This is a genomic window from Bacillus zhangzhouensis, assembly GCF_000715205.1.
Classification (GTDB): Bacteria; Bacillota; Bacilli; order Bacillales; family Bacillaceae; genus Bacillus; species Bacillus zhangzhouensis.
This window is the reverse complement of the sequence record NZ_JOTP01000020.1, coordinates 38,656-55,750: the sequence shown is the minus strand read 5'-3', so window position 1 is coordinate 55,750 and position 17,095 is coordinate 38,656. Positions and strand designations below refer to the sequence as shown.

Genomic DNA, 17,095 nt, shown 5'->3' with positions numbered 1-17,095 from the left:
ATTACATTATAAAGCGTTTTCAAGAATCTGATCCTTTCTCTTTCATAGAGAAAGGATTTTTCTATTAGAAATTAGACATCAGGAACCCGAAGAGATATATTTTAAGAAGAGATGCTGAAAAAGGCATACATGGAAGGAATTGCTTTCAGACAAAGGAGGAAATGCCGAATGACGACTGAAGTAAACGAAACGATTCAGCTTATTCAAAAGCTCGTATCAATCCCAAGTCCATCAGGGAATACAGAAAAGGTGATCGGCTTTGTTGAACGTTTTTTACAAGATTTGAATATTGAGACAAAGCGTAATCGAAAAGGCGGATTAATTGCCACAATAAAAGGAACAGATGACGAGGAACACCGCATGCTGACAGCGCATGTCGATACGCTCGGTGCGATGGTAAAGGAAATAAAATCAAATGGCCGAATTCGTCTTGCACTCATCGGGGGCTTTCAGTATAACTCGATAGAAGGCGAGTATTGTGAAATTGAAACAGCATCAGGTCATACATACACAGGAACAATCCTCATGCATCAAACGTCCGTTCACGTATATGAGGATGCTGGAAAAGCGAAACGAAACCAAGAAAATATGGAGATTCGCCTCGATGAAAAGGTGAAAAATGCAGACGATGTCAAAGCACTTGGGATTCAAGTAGGAGACTTTATCTCGTTTGATCCTAGAGTGGAAGTGACGTCTTCAGGCTTTATTAAATCAAGACATCTTGATGACAAGGCAAGTGTGGCGCTATTGCTGCGTTTAATCCACCGGATTCAAACAGAGAACATTACTTTGCCACATACGACACACTTCTTAATTTCAAATAATGAAGAAATTGGCTACGGTGGAAACTCGAATATTCCAGAAGAAACGGTGGAATACCTGGCAGTAGACATGGGGGCCATTGGCGACGGTCAATCAACGGATGAATATAGTGTGTCTATTTGTGTGAAGGATTCAAGCGGTCCTTATCACTACGGATTACGCAAGCATTTAGCTGCATTAGCAGAAGAGAATGAAATTGATTACCGCCTTGATATTTATCCTTATTATGGCTCTGATGCGTCAGCAGCAATTAGAGCAGGACATGATATCATTCATGGACTGATAGGTCCCGGCATTGATTCCTCGCATGCCTTTGAAAGAACACATGAAGATTCACTTATCCATACAGCTAATCTTCTTTATCATTATGTTCAATCAACATTAATCACAGCATAAAAAAAGAACCCCAGCTATTGGGGTTCTTTTTGGTTAGCTTGAAAGTTGTGTTGGCTCAGGAACATCTTGTCCAGTCATCACACGATGTCCTTTTTCAGGGTCATATTGCCCTTCCCATTTAGACATCACGACAGCTGCAAGTGCATTACCTGTTAAGTTGACAACAGTTCGCGCCATATCCATGATACGGTCAACACCTGCAATAAATGCGAGACCTTCAGCGGGTACACCGATTGTTCCTAGTGTTGCGAGTAATACGACAAATGAAGTACCAGGAACGGCAGCCATACCTTTTGATGTCACCATCAGCACAAGAACAAGTGTAAGCTGCTGTACGATCGTGAGGTCAATGCCATATACCTGTGCAAGGAAAAGCGCAGCGATGGCTTGATACAAGACGGAGCCGTCCAGGTTAAACGTATAACCAATTGGGATAACGAAAGAGACAATTCCCTTTGGACATCCGATGCGCTCCATTTTATCCATAACTCTTGGTAAAACTGTTTCAGAGCTGGATGTACTAAAGGCAAGAAGCATTTCGTCTTTCATGTAAGCAAGAAATCTGAAAATATTGACGCCGATCATCTTTCCAATAATTCCGAATACAACGATAAGGAAGAGAGCCAGCGCAAAATAAACAAGACCTACGAGCTTACCTAATGAAATCAGAGATTCTAGACCAAATTTTGAAACTGTCACACCAATGAGTGCGAAGACACCAAATGGTGCAGCTTTCATCACAACATTGACGACATGGAACATGGCGTGTGATACACCTTCAAAGAATGCGAGCACTGGTTTACCGCGTTCACCAATGGCTGAAACGCCAAGTGCAAATAACACAGTGAAGAAAATAATCGCAAGCAAATCACCTTCCGCCAATGATTGGAAGAAGTTCGTTGGAACGATATGAAGGAACGTATCAGCAACTGATTTACTGCTTTGCTCTTTTTCCGTTTCAACATACTGGCTAATATCTTGTTTTTCCGTATTTCCAAAGTCAACGCCTGCACCAGGTTGAACAAAGTTAGCAAGCACAAGACCAAGGACAATCGCAAATGTTGTGATAATTTCAAAATAAAGAATGGTTCTAAAACCGAGCTTCCCTACTTTTTTGCCATCACCGGCACCTGCAACACCTAAAATTAAGCTAGAGACGACAATCGGTATGACAATCATCTTAATGAGTCTTAAGAAGAAGTCTCCAATTGGTTTTAAGTATGTCTCGACACCTGGGTTACCGAAAAAGATCGCACCAACAACGACACCGAGAATAAGACCGATTAGGATTTGTGTAGCTAATCCAAATTTTAATTTTTTCATAGATTTCCTCCCTACTTATTCATCAAAGGAATATTCCCATCATATTAAGTTTTAATATATGAATTAAAGTATAACTAAAATTAAAGAGGTTCGTCCACGGTTAAATTATATTAAGAAAATACAAAATTGTTTGAAAAAATGAACATTTAGAACCTCCTTCATTGTTTCAAGTCAATAAAAAGTGTCTTCAGAACTAAAAGTCATCATATGAAAATACTAAAAAACCCTTTTGTGACAAGGGTTTTACCTTTTTACCTATTTTTCAGAAAAAATAAAAAGCACTTTTAACTCCAACTGACGATGGAGGAAAAAAGTGCTTTTTAATTCAATTTATTTCCTTATTTAAGATAACTTACTTGTGAGCATTCCTCACATTCATTACCATAACACTCGTGCTGTTCCATTAAATCATTTCCACATTTTGTGCATTTCTTCGAGGGCAAATTTCTAAAAAACTCAGTGATTTTTCCTAGCATTTGTCATCCTCCAATACATTTTGTTGTTATCATTGTATTATAACAGATTTACATTTGTCAATCTGTTTTGTAACAACAGGCAAGAAGAATGCTTTTTCTATGAAAAATGGGTATATTGTAAGAAGGGGATTTTGACAAAAGGAGGGAAGAATGACGATGAAATTAACCGTGATTGGATGCTACGGAGGGTTTCCAGCAGCCGGTGAAGCGACATCAGGTTATCTGTTTGAATCAGATGGTTTCCGGCTGCTTGTAGACTGCGGGAGCGGAGTTCTTTCAAAGCTTCAGCAAACCATTGATATAGAAGAACTAGATGCTGTTCTCCTTTCTCATTATCATCACGATCATATTGCAGATATCGGACCTCTCCAATATGCGAAATTAGTGGGTTATCATTTAGGGAAAAGCAGCGGTCCACTTCCGATCTATGGACATACAGGTGATCAAGAAGCATTTAGGCGGCTCTCTGATGATGTACATACAAAGGCAAAGCCTTATCATCCAGCAGAAGGCATTCAAGTGGGTCCATTTCAAGTTGATTTTTTGAAAACGGTTCATCCGGCAGAATGCTATGCCATGAGAATTCAGGCAGATGATGCTGTGGTGGTGTATACAGCGGATTCAAGCTATCAGGACGCATTTATCCCATTTAGTAAGAATGCAGATCTGCTCATTGCCGAGAGCAATTTTTACGCCAGGCAAGACGGATCAGGTGCAGGACATATGAACAGCACTGAAGTAGGGAAGATAGCAAATGAAGCAAATGTTGGGGAGCTCATCATCACCCATCTGCCTCATTTCGGACGGCATAAAGACCTAGTCAATGAAGCACAGGCGTTATATACTGGCAGTATACAGCTTGCCCATTCAGGGCTTAGATGGAACAAGGAAGGAAGATAGAGATGCTGTTTATCGATAACGAACAACATGTTGATCCAATGATTAATCTGGCAATTGAAGAGTATTGCTTAAAATATTTAGATCCAGAAGAAACGTATTTGCTGTTTTACATCAACCAGCCGTCCATTATTATTGGAAAGAACCAAAATACAATAGAAGAAATCAATACAAAATATGTGGAAGACAACGGAATCAAAGTGGTTCGCCGTTTATCCGGCGGTGGTGCCGTTTACCATGACAAAGGAAACTTAAATTTCAGCTTTATCACAAAAGATGACGGGGACAGCTTCCATAACTTTAAAAAGTTCACGGAGCCAGTCATCAAAGCACTTGAAAAGCTAGGCGTCAAAGCTGAATTAAGCGGCAGAAATGACATCATGGCAGATGGACGCAAAATTTCTGGAAATGCCCAGTTCGCCACACGAGGACGTATTTTCAGTCATGGCACACTGCTATTTGATTCAGAAATTGAACATGTTGTCTCTGCATTAAATGTAAAAAAAGAAAAGATTGAATCTAAAGGCATTAAATCCATTAGAAGCAGGGTCGCGAATATTAGTGAACTGATGGATCAAAAAATGACAACAGAAGAATTTAGAAAAATTCTTTTAAGCTATATTTTTGATACGGATGGGGACGTGCCTCAATATCAACTGACTGATAAGGATTGGCAAAAGATTCATGAAATTTCCCGGGATCGATATCAAAAATGGGAATGGAACTACGGCCGTTCACCTAAGTTTAATTTACAACACTCTAAGCGGTTCCCAGCTGGCTCGATTGATCTGCGATTAGAGGTGAAAAAAGGCATGATCCAAGACTGTAAGATATTTGGTGACTTTTTTGGCGTAGGGGATATTGCCGATATTGAAAAAAGACTCATCGGACAGCAATATGATCGTAAAACCATCAGCGATGTATTAGAGGATATGGATATGCGCCATTATTTCGGCAACGTGTCAAAAGAAGATTTTCTTGATTTGATTTATTAAGCGCGGGACAAGCACAGCTAGAGATAGCGGTGCTTTTTTTGATTGAAAGAAATGAAAGCGATGAACATTTGATCTTGTGGATTTTTTCGATTGTCTATTATAATAGGAAGGAGGAATGTTTGGTCATAAAATGAATGGCTATTCATTCATTGACGACGCATAAGGGGTGGGAGAATGGATTTGATCAAAAATCTTGAGCAGACTGCGATGACCAAGGGAGAAAACATCGCACTGATCTTTGAAGGAAACAAGTGGACCTATCGAGAGCTGATGACAAGTATTGAGCGTTTTGCAGATGGCTTAGTCAACGAAGGGTTTCAAGCTGGGGATCATATCGCGCTTATTTTAGGAAATTCACCGCATTTCGTCATTTCTTTTTTTGGGGCATTGAAGGCAGGGCTTATCGTTGTACCTGTCAATCCAACATACACGTCAAGTGAAATTGGATATATGCTGATCACAGGTGATGTAAAAGGCATTGTTGCACCTGATCAGCTTCTGCCAGTATACGAGCAGGTGTATGAACAGCTTCCCTCTATTGAACGAGTGATTATTTGTGCAGAAAATGAATCTGCGTGCAGATCAAGTTTCAAGGAAGTATCTGATCGTCTTGTCTTCTTTGGAAAGCTTGTGTCTGGACGTGCACCAGAAGTGACACATCCTTCCATTCAGCGTGACGATACTGCAGTTATTTTATTTACATCTGGCACGACAGGAAAACCAAAGGGTGCGATGCTGACTCATTTCAACCTTTATTCAAATGCCAGAGACATTGCTGAGTACCTATCGATTGATAAAAGGGACAAGGTCATCGCCGCTTTACCTATGTTCCATGTATTTTGTTTAACGGTCTGTATGAATGCACCGTTGATTCACGGCGCGACCATTTATGTCCTGCCGCATTTCAGCCCATCAGAGCTTTTGCGCATGATGGAAAAAGAAAAACCCACGCTATTTGTTGGTGTTCCAACCATGTATAACTATTTATACCGCCAAGAGGGACATGATGAAGCGATGACATCAGTGAGGATTTGTATATCAGGCGGTGCCTCGATGCCTGTTGCCTTACTACACGGCTTTGAGAAAAAGTTCGGAGTCACGGTGCTGGAGGGCTATGGATTATCAGAGGCTTCCCCAGTGACTGCTTTCAATCCTCTTGATGGAAAAAGAAAACCGGGTTCAGTCGGGACTGATATTATGAATGTGAAGAATAAGATCGTGAATGAACTTGGAGAGGAAGTCGGTCCGAATGAAGTCGGAGAACTCATTGCAAAAGGGCCAAACATCATGAAAGGCTATTATCAAATGCCAGAAGATACCGAAGCTGCACTGAGGGACGGATGGCTATATACAGGTGATCTGGCGAGAAGAGATGAAGATGGATATATTTATATTGTCGATCGAAAAAAGGATATGATTCTCGTTGGCGGCTATAATGTCTATCCAAGAGAAGTAGAAGAAGTGCTTTATCAACATGAAGCTGTAGCAGAAGCCGTTGTCATCGGTGTACCAGATCCAAACACAGGTGAGGCTGTCGTCTCTTACATTTCCCCTAAGAAACATGCTCACATCAATCAAGAAGACATCATCACACATTGTTCACGCTATTTAGCGAAATATAAGCAGCCCCAAACGATCCATTTCATAGAAGATATTCCAAAGAACACAACAGGTAAAATTTTAAGAAGAGCGCTAAAGGACAAGTATCATACAGAAGAAAGTAAATAAAAAAGAGTCTCTTATAAAGAGGCTCCTCAGCGTGAAGACAAACCCTCGCATTCGGTGTCAGTTCTGCATGCGGGTGAACGTTAATTAACCCTTTTCCGTAATAGAATGAGTTACCAAGCGGTGTTGCCGTGTTTTCCAAGCGCTGGCGAACCTGAGAAGTCGATAGATTCGGATACTTAGAAAGGATAAGCGCTGCTGCAACCCTCGCATTCGGTGTCAGTTCTGCATGCGATAAAGATCATTTTAGCCCTTTGTCAACTATCTGGAGAGCCTCTTATGAAGAGACTCCTTTTTGAATGGCTTCTTTTAACTGTTTCTGAAAAGCATTTGACTGTTTTTGATTCAGTTCATAATACGTACCATCTACTAAAAAAACGACCTGAGAACGGTTGGTCCATAGCTGAAAGGTGGTGCCATTTGTTCGTCCAAACATCACCTTGGCAATATAATCAGGTTTTTTTATATTTTTCTTAAGATGATTGCTTGTTTGTTTGCCTTTGTTTAATTCTTCAATTAAATCTTCAGCTGTGTCTTTATCATCTATTTCATAAGAAATGGACTGATTAGTCGGTGAAAGCAATAACTTTTCTGCTCGATTCTCATCGAAGATTTCACTCGTCCGGCTGAACACATAAAAGAAGGTGATCAGTAGAAGTCCAAAGATCACAATTCCTGCAAGGATTTTCTTCATTTTGATCCTCCAACTCACTGTTTTACTTTTAGTTTCTCCGATTTTATAGAAGCATAATCATTTTTTTCGCTGAAGCTTTTTCAGATGGGGCATGCTATGATGGAGCCAAATGAGACAGGTTCTAAACAAAAATGTGCGTGATTAGAATAAAGAGAGGGATGGAAAGGAGGCTGACCTGTGCGAGTACGTAAATGGGTAGCTCTTGCAACGTTAGCATACATATTGTACGGTCTTTTTATTTATTTTTATTTGTTTCTAATGGGGGATTCATCGGTTCCTGAAAGTGTGAAAGGGACAAGTGCAGACCCGCATACTTTTATGACAAGCCATGAGCTTGTGATCAGTGAGAATTTCTCGAAAATACGTAACCTGCTGTACTTTATGACAATACCGTTAGATTGGTATGTCTTTTTCCTTTTGCTCATTTCAGGGTTTTCACGGAAATTAGCAGACTGGAGCTTTGCAGCAGCTCGTTTCACATTTTTAAGTAAACTTGTTTATGTCTTCGTGCTATCACTTCTAACGATGCTGGTTTCATTGCCGATCAAGTGGATTGGCTATCAGCTGTCCTTACACTACGGAGTATCTGCTCAAAGCACAGCAAGCTGGTTAAAAGATCAAACGCTGGATTTCTGGATTCAATATCCGCTCCTTGCCCTATGTGCCCTTGTGTTCTTTTGGCTCATTCAAAAGAGAAGGAAATTATGGTGGCTGTATGCCTGGTGTTTGACAGTCCCAGTCACACTCTTCCTCTTCTTTATACAACCAGTCGTCATTGATCCTCTATACAACGATTTTTACCCATTAAAGGATCAAGCACTTGAGAAAAAGATATTAACCCTTGCAGAAAAAGCGCATATCCCGGCTGATCATGTATATGAAGTCAACATGTCTGAGAAAACAAACACGATGAACGCTTACGTAACAGGGATTGGTGAAAATAAACGCATTGTTTTATGGGACACGACGCTGCAAAAGCTAAAGGATCAGGAAATTTTATTTATCATGGCGCATGAAATGGGGCATTACGTCATGAAGCATGTCTATATTGGTCTAGCAGGATATTTAGTGCTGTCACTAGCAGGATTCTTTGCAATGGACCGCCTTTATTTTTACCTTTATCAAAAGGGAGCCGCCTTATTTCGGCTGAAGGGATCACAGGATGTCGCTGCTCTTCCGATTCTTTTGATCCTTGTATCCATGCTGTCATTTGCGGCGTCCCCTTTTACAAATGCAGTTTCAAGGCATCAAGAACAGGCAGCTGATGAATATGCCGTGAACCTGACAAAAGATGGGGAGGCGGGGGTGACGTCTTTTCAAAAACTTGCAAAATCAGGTCTGTCCCAAGTCAATCCACCGCTTCTCGTGAAAATATTCCGCTATGGACATCCGACAATGATGGAGAGAATCATGGACATGGAAAAAGCAGCAGAAAAAGAGGAAACGTCGAAAAAGCAATAAGCAAAGAAAATCCGGCTAGGTCAGCCGGATTTTTTGCACACTTGTTTAGTTAGAAGCCGCTTGAACGTTAATTAACCCTTTTCCGTAATAGAATGAGTTACCAAGCGGTGTTGCCGTGTTTTCCAAGCGCTGGCGAACCTGAGAAGTCGATAGATTCGGATACTTAGAAAGGATAAGCGCTGCTGCTCCTGCTACATGAGGAGAAGCCATAGATGTTCCAGTATAAGATGTGTATCCACTGCTTGGCACTGTACTTAAAATAGAAGTACCAGGAGCGGAAACATTTAATTCAGGACCTGCGCTAGAAGATGAGTTTCTTACATTGTTGCTGTTCACATTGGCAACGGCAATGGTAGAATCATATTTTGCTGGATAGCCGACAGTACTTGTAGAGCCAGTGGAACCTGAATTACCTGCAGCAGCAACAACAACAATTCCGCGATTGTTTGCTGTATCAACAGCATTTTTAAGCGCTGTTGAACCGATTGGTCCGCCTAAGCTCATATTGATGACATCCATGTTATTGGCAACAGCCCATTCAATACCGCTAATAATCCAGCTGTATTGTCCATCGCCGTAACGATCTAACACTTTAACGGCATATAGGGAAGCACTTGGAGCGACCCCAAGAACACCAATTGTGTTATCAAGGGCAGCGATCGTTCCGGCTACGTGAGTTCCATGTGATTGAAAATCTTGGGTGGCATTTGGCTCTGAAGGGACGAAGCTAGCACCGCCTGCAACATTTAAGTCAGGGTGTGCAGCGTGGATACCAGTATCAAGGACAGCTACTTTGACATTAGCACCTTTATAGCCTTGAGCGTGTATAGCTGGAGCTTTGATTTGAGGGATACCATAAGGGACGGTTTGTGCATATGCTTCTGCTTTGTGATCTTCTTCTACATAAGCAATGCTAGGGTCATGCTCAAGTTTTTTTGCGGCTTGTTCGGACATCTTCACTTGTGCAGCATTAATGAGCCGATATTGCTTTTCTAGTTTTCCGCCATTTTGAGTCACCGCATGTTTCTTAGAGCTGTTTGTCGTGGCAGAAGCTTTAAAGCCAACGATATAGCTTTTTTCACTATCTGACTTTGAGACAGTCTCGGCATTTGCCATGGAGCCTCCAAACCCTGCTGAAAACAGAAGAGGGACAGCCAATAAAACACTTGTCATCACATTTTTCTTTTTCACGCACGTTCCACATCCCTTTTTTCTTATTTCAGAATAATCATCCGTAGTCTATAAGAATGATCCGTTTGATTATTCTGTATTTTCAGTTTAAGGGAAGTAGGCAAATAAGAGTAGACCTGAATTTTTGTGAAAGTCCTAGCGGAAATTAGGGAATTAAGTCGCTTGGAATGGATGGTAAATTATGTTTGTTTTAGTTTTCTTACGTTTTCCTATTAAAATGGAAGGGTGCTTTTTTTCTCATGAGCAATTTGGGGACAAACATTCGATACCCGAAAGGTCATTAAATAGGTAGAAAAGGCTAGCGTTTATCTCGAATTTCGATATAAAAAAATATTATTTTATCATTGTTTCTGTCATAAAAAAAAGAACCTGCTAAGATCACAGGTTCTTTAAGAAGGGGAAGATTGAGTTAAATGGTTGACCACGTTGTAATCACGCACCTTCCATTCGCCATCTTTCCATTCCACATAATTTAAGCAAGCATTGACAAGTCTTGTGTCCTGAAGACCCATGTGTTCATCAGCAAGAATGGTGAGTAAGCAGTGGATGGCGGCACCGTGAGCCACAATCAGTACATGTTGATCTGGGTATGTGGCTCTGACCTTTTCAATACCTTCTAACATTCGGTCTTGCATAGCCTCTAATGGTTCCATATTTGGATATTGTTTATCTGGAAACAGCTTCTGGCGCTCCTCAAATGATATGCCTTCAGCGTCTCCAAAATCACGTTCAATAAAATCATCCATGATGACGAGAGGCGCATGCACATGCACATGTTTTAAAATCAAATGAGCTGTTTCTTTTGCCCTTGATAATGGACTGGAAATGACGACATCCCAATGGGAATCCTTTAAGTAAAGTCCAGTTTGTTCAGCCTGCCATTTACCTGTCTCATTTAAAGGGACATCTGTTCGCCCTTGAATTCTTTGAGCTGCATTCCAATCTGTTTCACCGTGTCTGACTAAGCAAATTGTTGTCAATCAAATCCCGCCTTTTCTGTCTTTTCTTCTATTATACTAGAACAAAAGAAGAATGGCTGGATTAGCGATTTGTCAGACTGGTTAAGGATTCGACTGAGCTGGCAACTTGGGAAACCGTTTGTTTGACTTCCTTCAACTCGTTTAGGAATGTTTGGAGATCTATTTCAATTTTTCCGTTTTGGTTTTTACTTAAGTTCATACTGCTCACGATATCATCGAAGAGCGAATTGATTTGAGTCATTTTTTCTTTACTGTCTGTCACAAGTAAATTCACGTCCGCAATGTGCTGTGACACAATGGAGATTTGTGAATTGGTATTATTGACAAGCTCTGAAACAGTTGAAACCGTTTTCTTTGTGTCCTCTGATAATTTGCGAACCTCGTTTGCGACGACAGCGAATCCTTTTCCATGTTCACCTGCACGCGCAGATTCGATTGAGGCATTTAAAGATAACAAATTCGTTTGCTCTGCTATGCCTGTGACGATCCCAAAAATTTGTTCAATTTGTTTTGCGATTTCTTCTAATCGTTTAATTTCTGTTTCAATCTTTGTCATGCTGCCATCAATTTGATTCATTTGTGTTTGCTGAATTTCTAATTCTTTTTTACCGCCGATTGATTTTTCCTCGACCTGTGCTGATATTTTCGTTCCAGCTTGTGACATATCTGCCATCTCATCAGATTTTGATACAAGCTTGTCCACTGCACTTGTTGTGTTGGAGAAGAGAGAAGCAAGCGAATTTGAGGTTTCTGTGATTTTTGTATGAAGCTCTTGCTGCTGTTCTTCCGCTTCATCACGAATTTTAGAATATTCATTTTGGAACGTATCTAGGACAAGCTGCTGCTCTAAATTTAAAATTTTCGTCGTCGCTTTGACTGCCGTCTGATATTCTTTGAAATCTTGGATATGCTGGACAAATAAATCCATAATTGATAGCAAAAGGTCTTGGAATGCCGCCATATACCATTTAGGCTGGAGGCCAATTCGTAAATGAACTTGTGCAATTTTAATCCTTTTTGCCACGTAGGCATCGTCAATCACACCTGCAAACATTTCGCTAATATGAATACGCAGTGTTTTTTTCAAACGATCGACAGAACTATTATCTTGAATGATATGCATCAAGGAAGACTCTACTTCTAAATTTTTATAAAATTTATCAACGATATGTGTAATATCATCTTGAACGATTGGATTCAATTGTTTCAGTATAAAAAGGTCTTGTTGTGTCAGGTCAATCATTTTGATTTGTTTGGCAATGTCCGTATTCTCCGAAAAGTTGATTCGTTTTATCTCATCATCCTGCTGCGTGAAAAAGGCAGTGCTTTTTCTTTCTTTTTTAAATAACAATGTTTTTGTCCCCCCATAATCATCACAAATATCAGACTTTATGTTTCTTATCGGATAATAATGGATTTTTTAAAGGGAACCAGTGAAATTTTACTGTTCTTTATATGACCTTTTTAGTGGTTTCTTTGCTGGTCCTGCTACTACGTCTCCAGTAATTGAAAAACGTGAACCGTGACAAGGGCAATCCCAGGTGCGGTCACTATTATTCCAAGCGACTTCACAGCCTAGGTGAGTACATGTTGTATCAACAAGGAAGACATTCCCATTCTCTGATTTAAAGGCCCCGCATTTCTTATGTTCATAAGATACAATGCCGCCTTCGCCTGGTTTTAAATCATCAATGGTTTGATCAGTTCGTTTTAATTTACCACTGACCAGATTGGTAGCAACATTGGTATTTTCTTTCATAAAATCTTTGATGAATGAGTCAGAAACAAGTCTTGATGGTGTAAAGATTGATTCGTAGGGATTAGATTTTCCCTCAATTAAATCCCCGATAAGAGTTGCTGCGACATGGCTTGTCGTCATGCCCCATTTTCTAAAGCCGGTAGCAACGAAGATATTCGGATGGTGTTTGGTCAGGTGGCCAATGTAAGGGATTTGATCCATTGTGACCATATCGTGCGTCGACCAGCGATAAAGAACCTCCTCAATTCCAAGTGTATCGTCTCCAAACTTTTCTAGTGCTTCATAGTGTGCGGATTCATCACCGCCTTGCCCTGTTTTATGGCCTTCTCCTCCGATGAGAACCACTTCTTCACCGTGAAGTTTTGCCGTTCTTAAAGAGTGAGCGGGCTGGTCAATTCCTAAGTACATGCCGCCTGAAAGAGGCTTGGTTGTTTTGGCTGCTACTATATAAGATTGCTCGGGATGAATTCGAGTGAAATAAAGTCCTTTGCCATCATAAAAAGGAAAGTGTGAACAGGAAATGATATAGCGGCCCGTCAGATGATGCCCACTTTTTGTGACGACAGCAGGCCGTTTCCCTTCTTTGACATCGACTGCGGTTGTTTGTTCAAAAATACGCACACCTCGCTCAATGAGCTGGTCGATCAGTGCATTTAGATAATGAAGGGGATGAAACTGCGCCTGCTGGGTCATGGCAAGGGCAGCTTTTATGTCAGTGTCAAAAGGAAGCTCTGTTTTCCATTCTCGGTCAATGCCGAGCTGTTTGTAGGCATCTAATTCTTTCTTTAACTTTTTGACGCCTCTTTCTTCCTTTGTATATAGGTAAGCATCTTTTATCTCTAACTGACACTTGATTTGGTGCTCATTTATACGTGCTTGAATGAGCTCTTTTGCTTTCTCATTGGCTTCTACATACAAACGGGCTTTTGGCATGCCAATTTGCTGAATCAGCTCATGATAGTACACATCGTGCTGTGAGGTGATTTTAGCTGTCGTGTGTCCGGTCGTGCCTTGCAGTAATTGATCGGCATCAATGATGATGACATCTAATCCACGTTCTGTCATGTCAAACGCAGTAGCGATACCGGTAATTCCGCCACCTACAATGATCACATCTGCTGTGAGATCCTCTGTTGCAGAAGGAAAAGAATGCTTTTGACTCTCTGCTAACCATAACGATTTTGCCTGGTTCATTCCTTTATGTTCTTGTTCCATGCTGTCGCCTCCAGTTTCTTGTTGTGTGTAATTTTTCCACAATGTAGAAAATCATACATTCGAAAGGAAACAAGCATGACATACATAAAAAAATAGCCAACACATAAAAATAAACAAGATATAAGGAAGGAGTGGACTTGCGTGTCTACAAAGCAGCCGAAGAAAACATTGCCGCCTCAACATCAGAATGAACGTCCAGGTCTTGAATATAAAATGAACCCTAGACCTATTTTTGATCGAGAGGTGCAGGGCAAAAAACTAGCTGGAAAAACGGCTATTGTGACAGGTGGAGATAGCGGGATCGGAAGAGCAGTCTCTGTCTTATTTGCGAAGGAAGGGGCCAATGTGGCGATTGTTTACTTGAGTGAACATCGTGATGCAGAGGAAACGAAGGACTATATTGAAAAGGCGGGAGGACACGTGATCTTAATTGCAGGTGACTTAGGGGATGAGGCTTTTTCAAATGAGGTCGTCAAAAAAACAAAAGATGCTTTCGGTTCTATTGATATTTTGGTGAACAACGCAGGGGAACAGCATCCGCAAAAAAGCATTGAACAGATTACCTCTCATCAGCTTCTTCGGACATTTCAAACGAATATTTTCGCCTTGTTTTATTTAACAAAGGCTGTGCTCCCTCATTTAAAGAAAGGAAGCAGTATTATTAATACAACCTCCGTCACAGCCTATAAAGGGCACGAAACCTTAATCGATTATTCATCGACAAAAGGGGCGGTTGTAACATTTACCAGATCATTATCCTTATCGCTCATTAAACAAGGGATTCGAGTGAATGGGGTAGCTCCGGGACCTATTTGGACGCCGCTGATTCCATCAACTTTTACAGAAAAGGAAGTCTCTGAATTTGGCGGAGATGTCCCAATGGAAAGGCCTGGTGAACCAGTAGAGCTTGCGCCAAGTTATTTATTTTTAGCGAGCGAAGACTCGTCTTACATGAATGGACAAATCCTGCATGTGAATGGCGGAACCATTTTAAATGGGTAAACAAAAAACTTGCGGTAAAGAGACGAGTTGCTGTCTCTCTGCCGCAAGTAAAATCATCATGATTAATGTAAGCAGTGCTCTGCATATTGAGCTGACAGGTCATTGAATCGCTTTTCATCACGCTGATCCAGTGCCTTATCAATCTCTTCTCTAAGGAAGGTTAAGCGCTGTTTATAAAGCGCCTCATCTAAAACCATTTGAATATAGATGTCTAAAATGGTGACGCCGTTTTCTTCGGTTTTTTGGGTGTTGCGGGACTTCATGAGCTCAGCATACGTTTTTTTCTCTTTCATAAAGAATCCCCCCGATGCCTTTTTTATAGTATATGGATTGCTGGAGAAAAAATCAACAAGAATTTATAATTTTTAGACAATTTATTTTTGAGCAAAATCGACACCTCTTGTCCAATCGACAGAATGCGATATACTTTTAAAAATGCCTTTTAGATAGATCGAATGTACTAAAAAATATGGTAAAAAGATGATTTTAAATAAATTTTGAAAAAATCCTGTCGTTTCTTATACGTTGGTGATAGATTAATAGTATCTAAAATAACCAAAAATTAACACAGGAGGAAATGAAGTGTCAGGAATTAGCGAAACACCTTTAGATTCATATGTCATTAATCAAACAACGATGGCGATCCTTCCAGTTGAAGAAGGAAAAAGAGTATATTCAAAAGTCATAGAAAGAGAGACAAGCTTTTACGTCGAATTAAAGCCGCTGCAAATCATTGAACGCAGCTGCAGATTCTTCGGCTCAAGCTATGCAGGCAGAAAGGCGGGAACATACGAAGTAACAGGAATTTCTCACAAGCCTCCAATCGTGATTGACTCATCCAATCATCTGTATTTCTTCCCAACCTGTTCATCCAATCGTCCTCAGTGCGGCTGGATCTCCCACAAATACATTCATACCTTCCAAGAATCATCCCTCGGGGACACGCTGGTCACGTTTACAAATGAGCAAACCGTCAAACTGGATGTCTCATATAAATCATTTGAGAGTCAGGTGCACCGGACAGCGTATCTCCGAATGAAATTTCAAGATCGTCTTGATGGAGGTCTTCCTAAAAAACAAGAATTTATGCTGTATCCAAAGGAACAGCAGCTCAATCTTGTATACGATTTTATTTTAAGAGAACTTCGTAACAGATATTAGCCAAAAACCAGCGGCAGACAGCCGCTGGACTCCTCAACCTACGTGAGCTTAGCACATCGTCATTTCTTTCTCGTAGAAAAAACAACCGATAATCGTATAAAAAATTATACAATTTAACTATAGTGTATAAAATTTTATGTATCGAGTGGCAGTGACTAGTGTTCAGTAAATGTTGTGAGTTTGTCTTTTAGATGAATTGATTTCAATCTATGATCCCTCTTTGATTTAAACTGCTTTTAAATGGTCTTTTTTTTAGAAAAAATCATGAAGATGACATACATTGAAACCAATTATATCTCTTTAGTCGTCTATTGACTGTATCGGTAGGATGTCAAAGAAATGACAGGGAAATGTGGATCATTAGACGTATTTTCATCCATTTGCTCATAAATCACAGAAGTGACACGAGCCGTCTGTTACAATAAAAGAAATCATTTCTTACAAAGTGTTCGTATGAGGTAAAGGATGCTCATATTTGACCGATATGAACGAATGGGAATTAGAAATGGAGGCTCTGTATGAAAAAACGATTGCATTTGATGCTGCTATTCACCGTGACAGTGATATTACTAGCAGCCTGTCATCAAGCAGGTCAGTCGCCTTCAAAACAAGACACAAAAGAAGCTGCGTATGAACAATGGGTTCATCGTTATATGGATGAGTTAAATGAAGCATATGAAAACATGACAGACCAATTTATTTCAGATGGACATGGTAAGATTCAAGCAACTGAAAAATTGGCAAAAGCGACAAAAGCATTTGATCGTGTGATTCAAAAAGGACTTGCTCATCAAGAAGTTCCAGCTACGTACAAACAGGCTGACAAACAATTAAAGACAGGACTTTCTTCATTTGAAAAAGGGATCGATAAGGTGGAGCAGCTGTTGAAGCATCCTGATCAAGAAAAGCTGTTTATTTCCGCTACCCATCATTTACAAGATGGATTGCAACAGACAGCCGTGTTTATTGAAGAAGTAGGTCACATTCAGCAATCATGA

At 40.4% G+C, this 17,095-nt stretch carries 15 protein-coding genes and 2 pseudogenes; 8 read left to right on the top strand and 9 right to left on the bottom strand.

Going from position 1 to position 17,095, the window contains the following annotated elements; translation table 11 throughout:
- The first annotated feature begins 168 nt into the window (after positions 1-168).
- Positions 169-1,218 (top strand): M42 family metallopeptidase, encoded by a 1,050-nt coding sequence (locus BA70_RS14580; protein WP_034323674.1) that lies wholly within the window; start codon positions 169-171, stop codon positions 1,216-1,218.
- A gap of 33 nt (positions 1,219-1,251) precedes the next feature.
- On the opposite strand, the gene BA70_RS14575 is transcribed toward BA70_RS14580, so the two are convergent.
- Both BA70_RS14575 and yhfH read right to left on the bottom strand, forming a co-directional pair.
- Positions 1,252-2,541 carry a cation:dicarboxylate symporter family transporter gene (locus tag BA70_RS14575; RefSeq protein ID WP_034323671.1) on the bottom strand — a complete coding sequence of 430 codons (1,290 nt, stop codon included), beginning with the start codon at positions 2,539-2,541 and terminating at the stop codon, positions 1,252-1,254.
- Positions 2,542-2,879: 338 nt separating this feature from the next.
- On the bottom strand, positions 2,880-3,017 hold the full coding sequence (gene yhfH / locus BA70_RS19620; protein WP_008359029.1) for a protein YhfH: 138 nt from the start codon (positions 3,015-3,017) through the stop codon (positions 2,880-2,882).
- A gap of 156 nt (positions 3,018-3,173) precedes the next feature.
- Between yhfH and BA70_RS14570 the strand changes: the two genes are divergently transcribed.
- The 3 genes from BA70_RS14570 to BA70_RS14560 all read left to right on the top strand — a co-directional run bounded on the left by BA70_RS14570 (position 3,174) and on the right by BA70_RS14560 (position 6,637).
- Positions 3,174-3,917, top strand: a complete 744-nt coding sequence (locus BA70_RS14570; RefSeq protein WP_034323680.1) for an MBL fold metallo-hydrolase — start codon at positions 3,174-3,176, stop codon at positions 3,915-3,917.
- 2 nt (positions 3,918-3,919) lie between these two features.
- Complete coding sequence (locus tag BA70_RS14565; protein ID WP_034323669.1) at positions 3,920-4,909, top strand: lipoate--protein ligase; 990 nt, start codon at positions 3,920-3,922, stop codon at positions 4,907-4,909.
- 174 nt (positions 4,910-5,083) lie between these two features.
- A complete protein-coding gene (locus BA70_RS14560; RefSeq protein ID WP_034323667.1) occupies positions 5,084-6,637 on the top strand; it encodes a fatty acid--CoA ligase family protein in 1,554 nt (517 codons plus the stop codon).
- Positions 6,638-6,713: 76 nt separating this feature from the next.
- Here the strand turns inward: BA70_RS14560 and BA70_RS20620 are convergent.
- Positions 6,714-6,842, bottom strand: a pseudogene (locus BA70_RS20620) (S8 family serine peptidase); the annotation flags it as partial.
- A 69-nt stretch (positions 6,843-6,911) separates the two neighbouring features.
- On the bottom strand, positions 6,912-7,328 hold the full coding sequence (locus tag BA70_RS14555) for a YhfM domain-containing protein (protein ID WP_034323665.1): 417 nt from the start codon (positions 7,326-7,328) through the stop codon (positions 6,912-6,914).
- A gap of 177 nt (positions 7,329-7,505) precedes the next feature.
- On the opposite strand from BA70_RS14555, the gene BA70_RS14550 reads away from it, so the two are divergent.
- Positions 7,506-8,789: a M48 family metallopeptidase gene (locus tag BA70_RS14550; protein WP_034323662.1), complete on the top strand. Its 1,284-nt coding sequence runs from the start codon at positions 7,506-7,508 to the stop codon at positions 8,787-8,789.
- Between the two features lie 45 nt (positions 8,790-8,834).
- Here BA70_RS14550 and BA70_RS14545 read toward each other — a convergent pair whose 3' ends face one another.
- The 4 genes and pseudogenes from BA70_RS14545 to BA70_RS14530 form a co-directional block, all read right to left on the bottom strand.
- On the bottom strand, positions 8,835-9,980 hold the full coding sequence (locus tag BA70_RS14545; RefSeq protein WP_034323660.1) for a serine alkaline protease SapB: 1,146 nt from the start codon (positions 9,978-9,980) through the stop codon (positions 8,835-8,837).
- A gap of 389 nt (positions 9,981-10,369) precedes the next feature.
- Positions 10,370-10,960, bottom strand: a complete 591-nt coding sequence (locus tag BA70_RS14540) for a histidine phosphatase family protein (RefSeq protein ID WP_034323657.1) — start codon at positions 10,958-10,960, stop codon at positions 10,370-10,372.
- 61 nt (positions 10,961-11,021) lie between these two features.
- A pseudogene (locus BA70_RS14535) lies at positions 11,022-12,323 on the bottom strand (globin-coupled sensor protein); the annotation flags it as partial.
- A gap of 78 nt (positions 12,324-12,401) precedes the next feature.
- Positions 12,402-13,934: an FAD-dependent oxidoreductase gene (locus tag BA70_RS14530; RefSeq protein WP_034323651.1), complete on the bottom strand. Its 1,533-nt coding sequence runs from the start codon at positions 13,932-13,934 to the stop codon at positions 12,402-12,404.
- Between the two features lie 141 nt (positions 13,935-14,075).
- On the opposite strand from BA70_RS14530, the gene BA70_RS14525 reads away from it, so the two are divergent.
- Positions 14,076-14,936 (top strand): SDR family oxidoreductase, encoded by an 861-nt coding sequence (locus BA70_RS14525; RefSeq protein WP_034323647.1) that lies wholly within the window; start codon positions 14,076-14,078, stop codon positions 14,934-14,936.
- Positions 14,937-14,998: 62 nt separating this feature from the next.
- Here BA70_RS14525 and BA70_RS14520 read toward each other — a convergent pair whose 3' ends face one another.
- Positions 14,999-15,229 (bottom strand): IDEAL domain-containing protein, encoded by a 231-nt coding sequence (locus tag BA70_RS14520; RefSeq protein ID WP_003210924.1) that lies wholly within the window; start codon positions 15,227-15,229, stop codon positions 14,999-15,001.
- Between the two features lie 289 nt (positions 15,230-15,518).
- Between BA70_RS14520 and BA70_RS14515 the strand changes: the two genes are divergently transcribed.
- Positions 15,519-16,097, top strand: a complete 579-nt coding sequence (locus tag BA70_RS14515; protein ID WP_034323644.1) for a competence protein ComK — start codon at positions 15,519-15,521, stop codon at positions 16,095-16,097.
- Positions 16,098-16,615: 518 nt separating this feature from the next.
- Positions 16,616-17,095 carry a hypothetical protein gene (locus BA70_RS14510; RefSeq protein ID WP_034323642.1) on the top strand — a complete coding sequence of 160 codons (480 nt, stop codon included), beginning with the start codon at positions 16,616-16,618 and terminating at the stop codon, positions 17,093-17,095.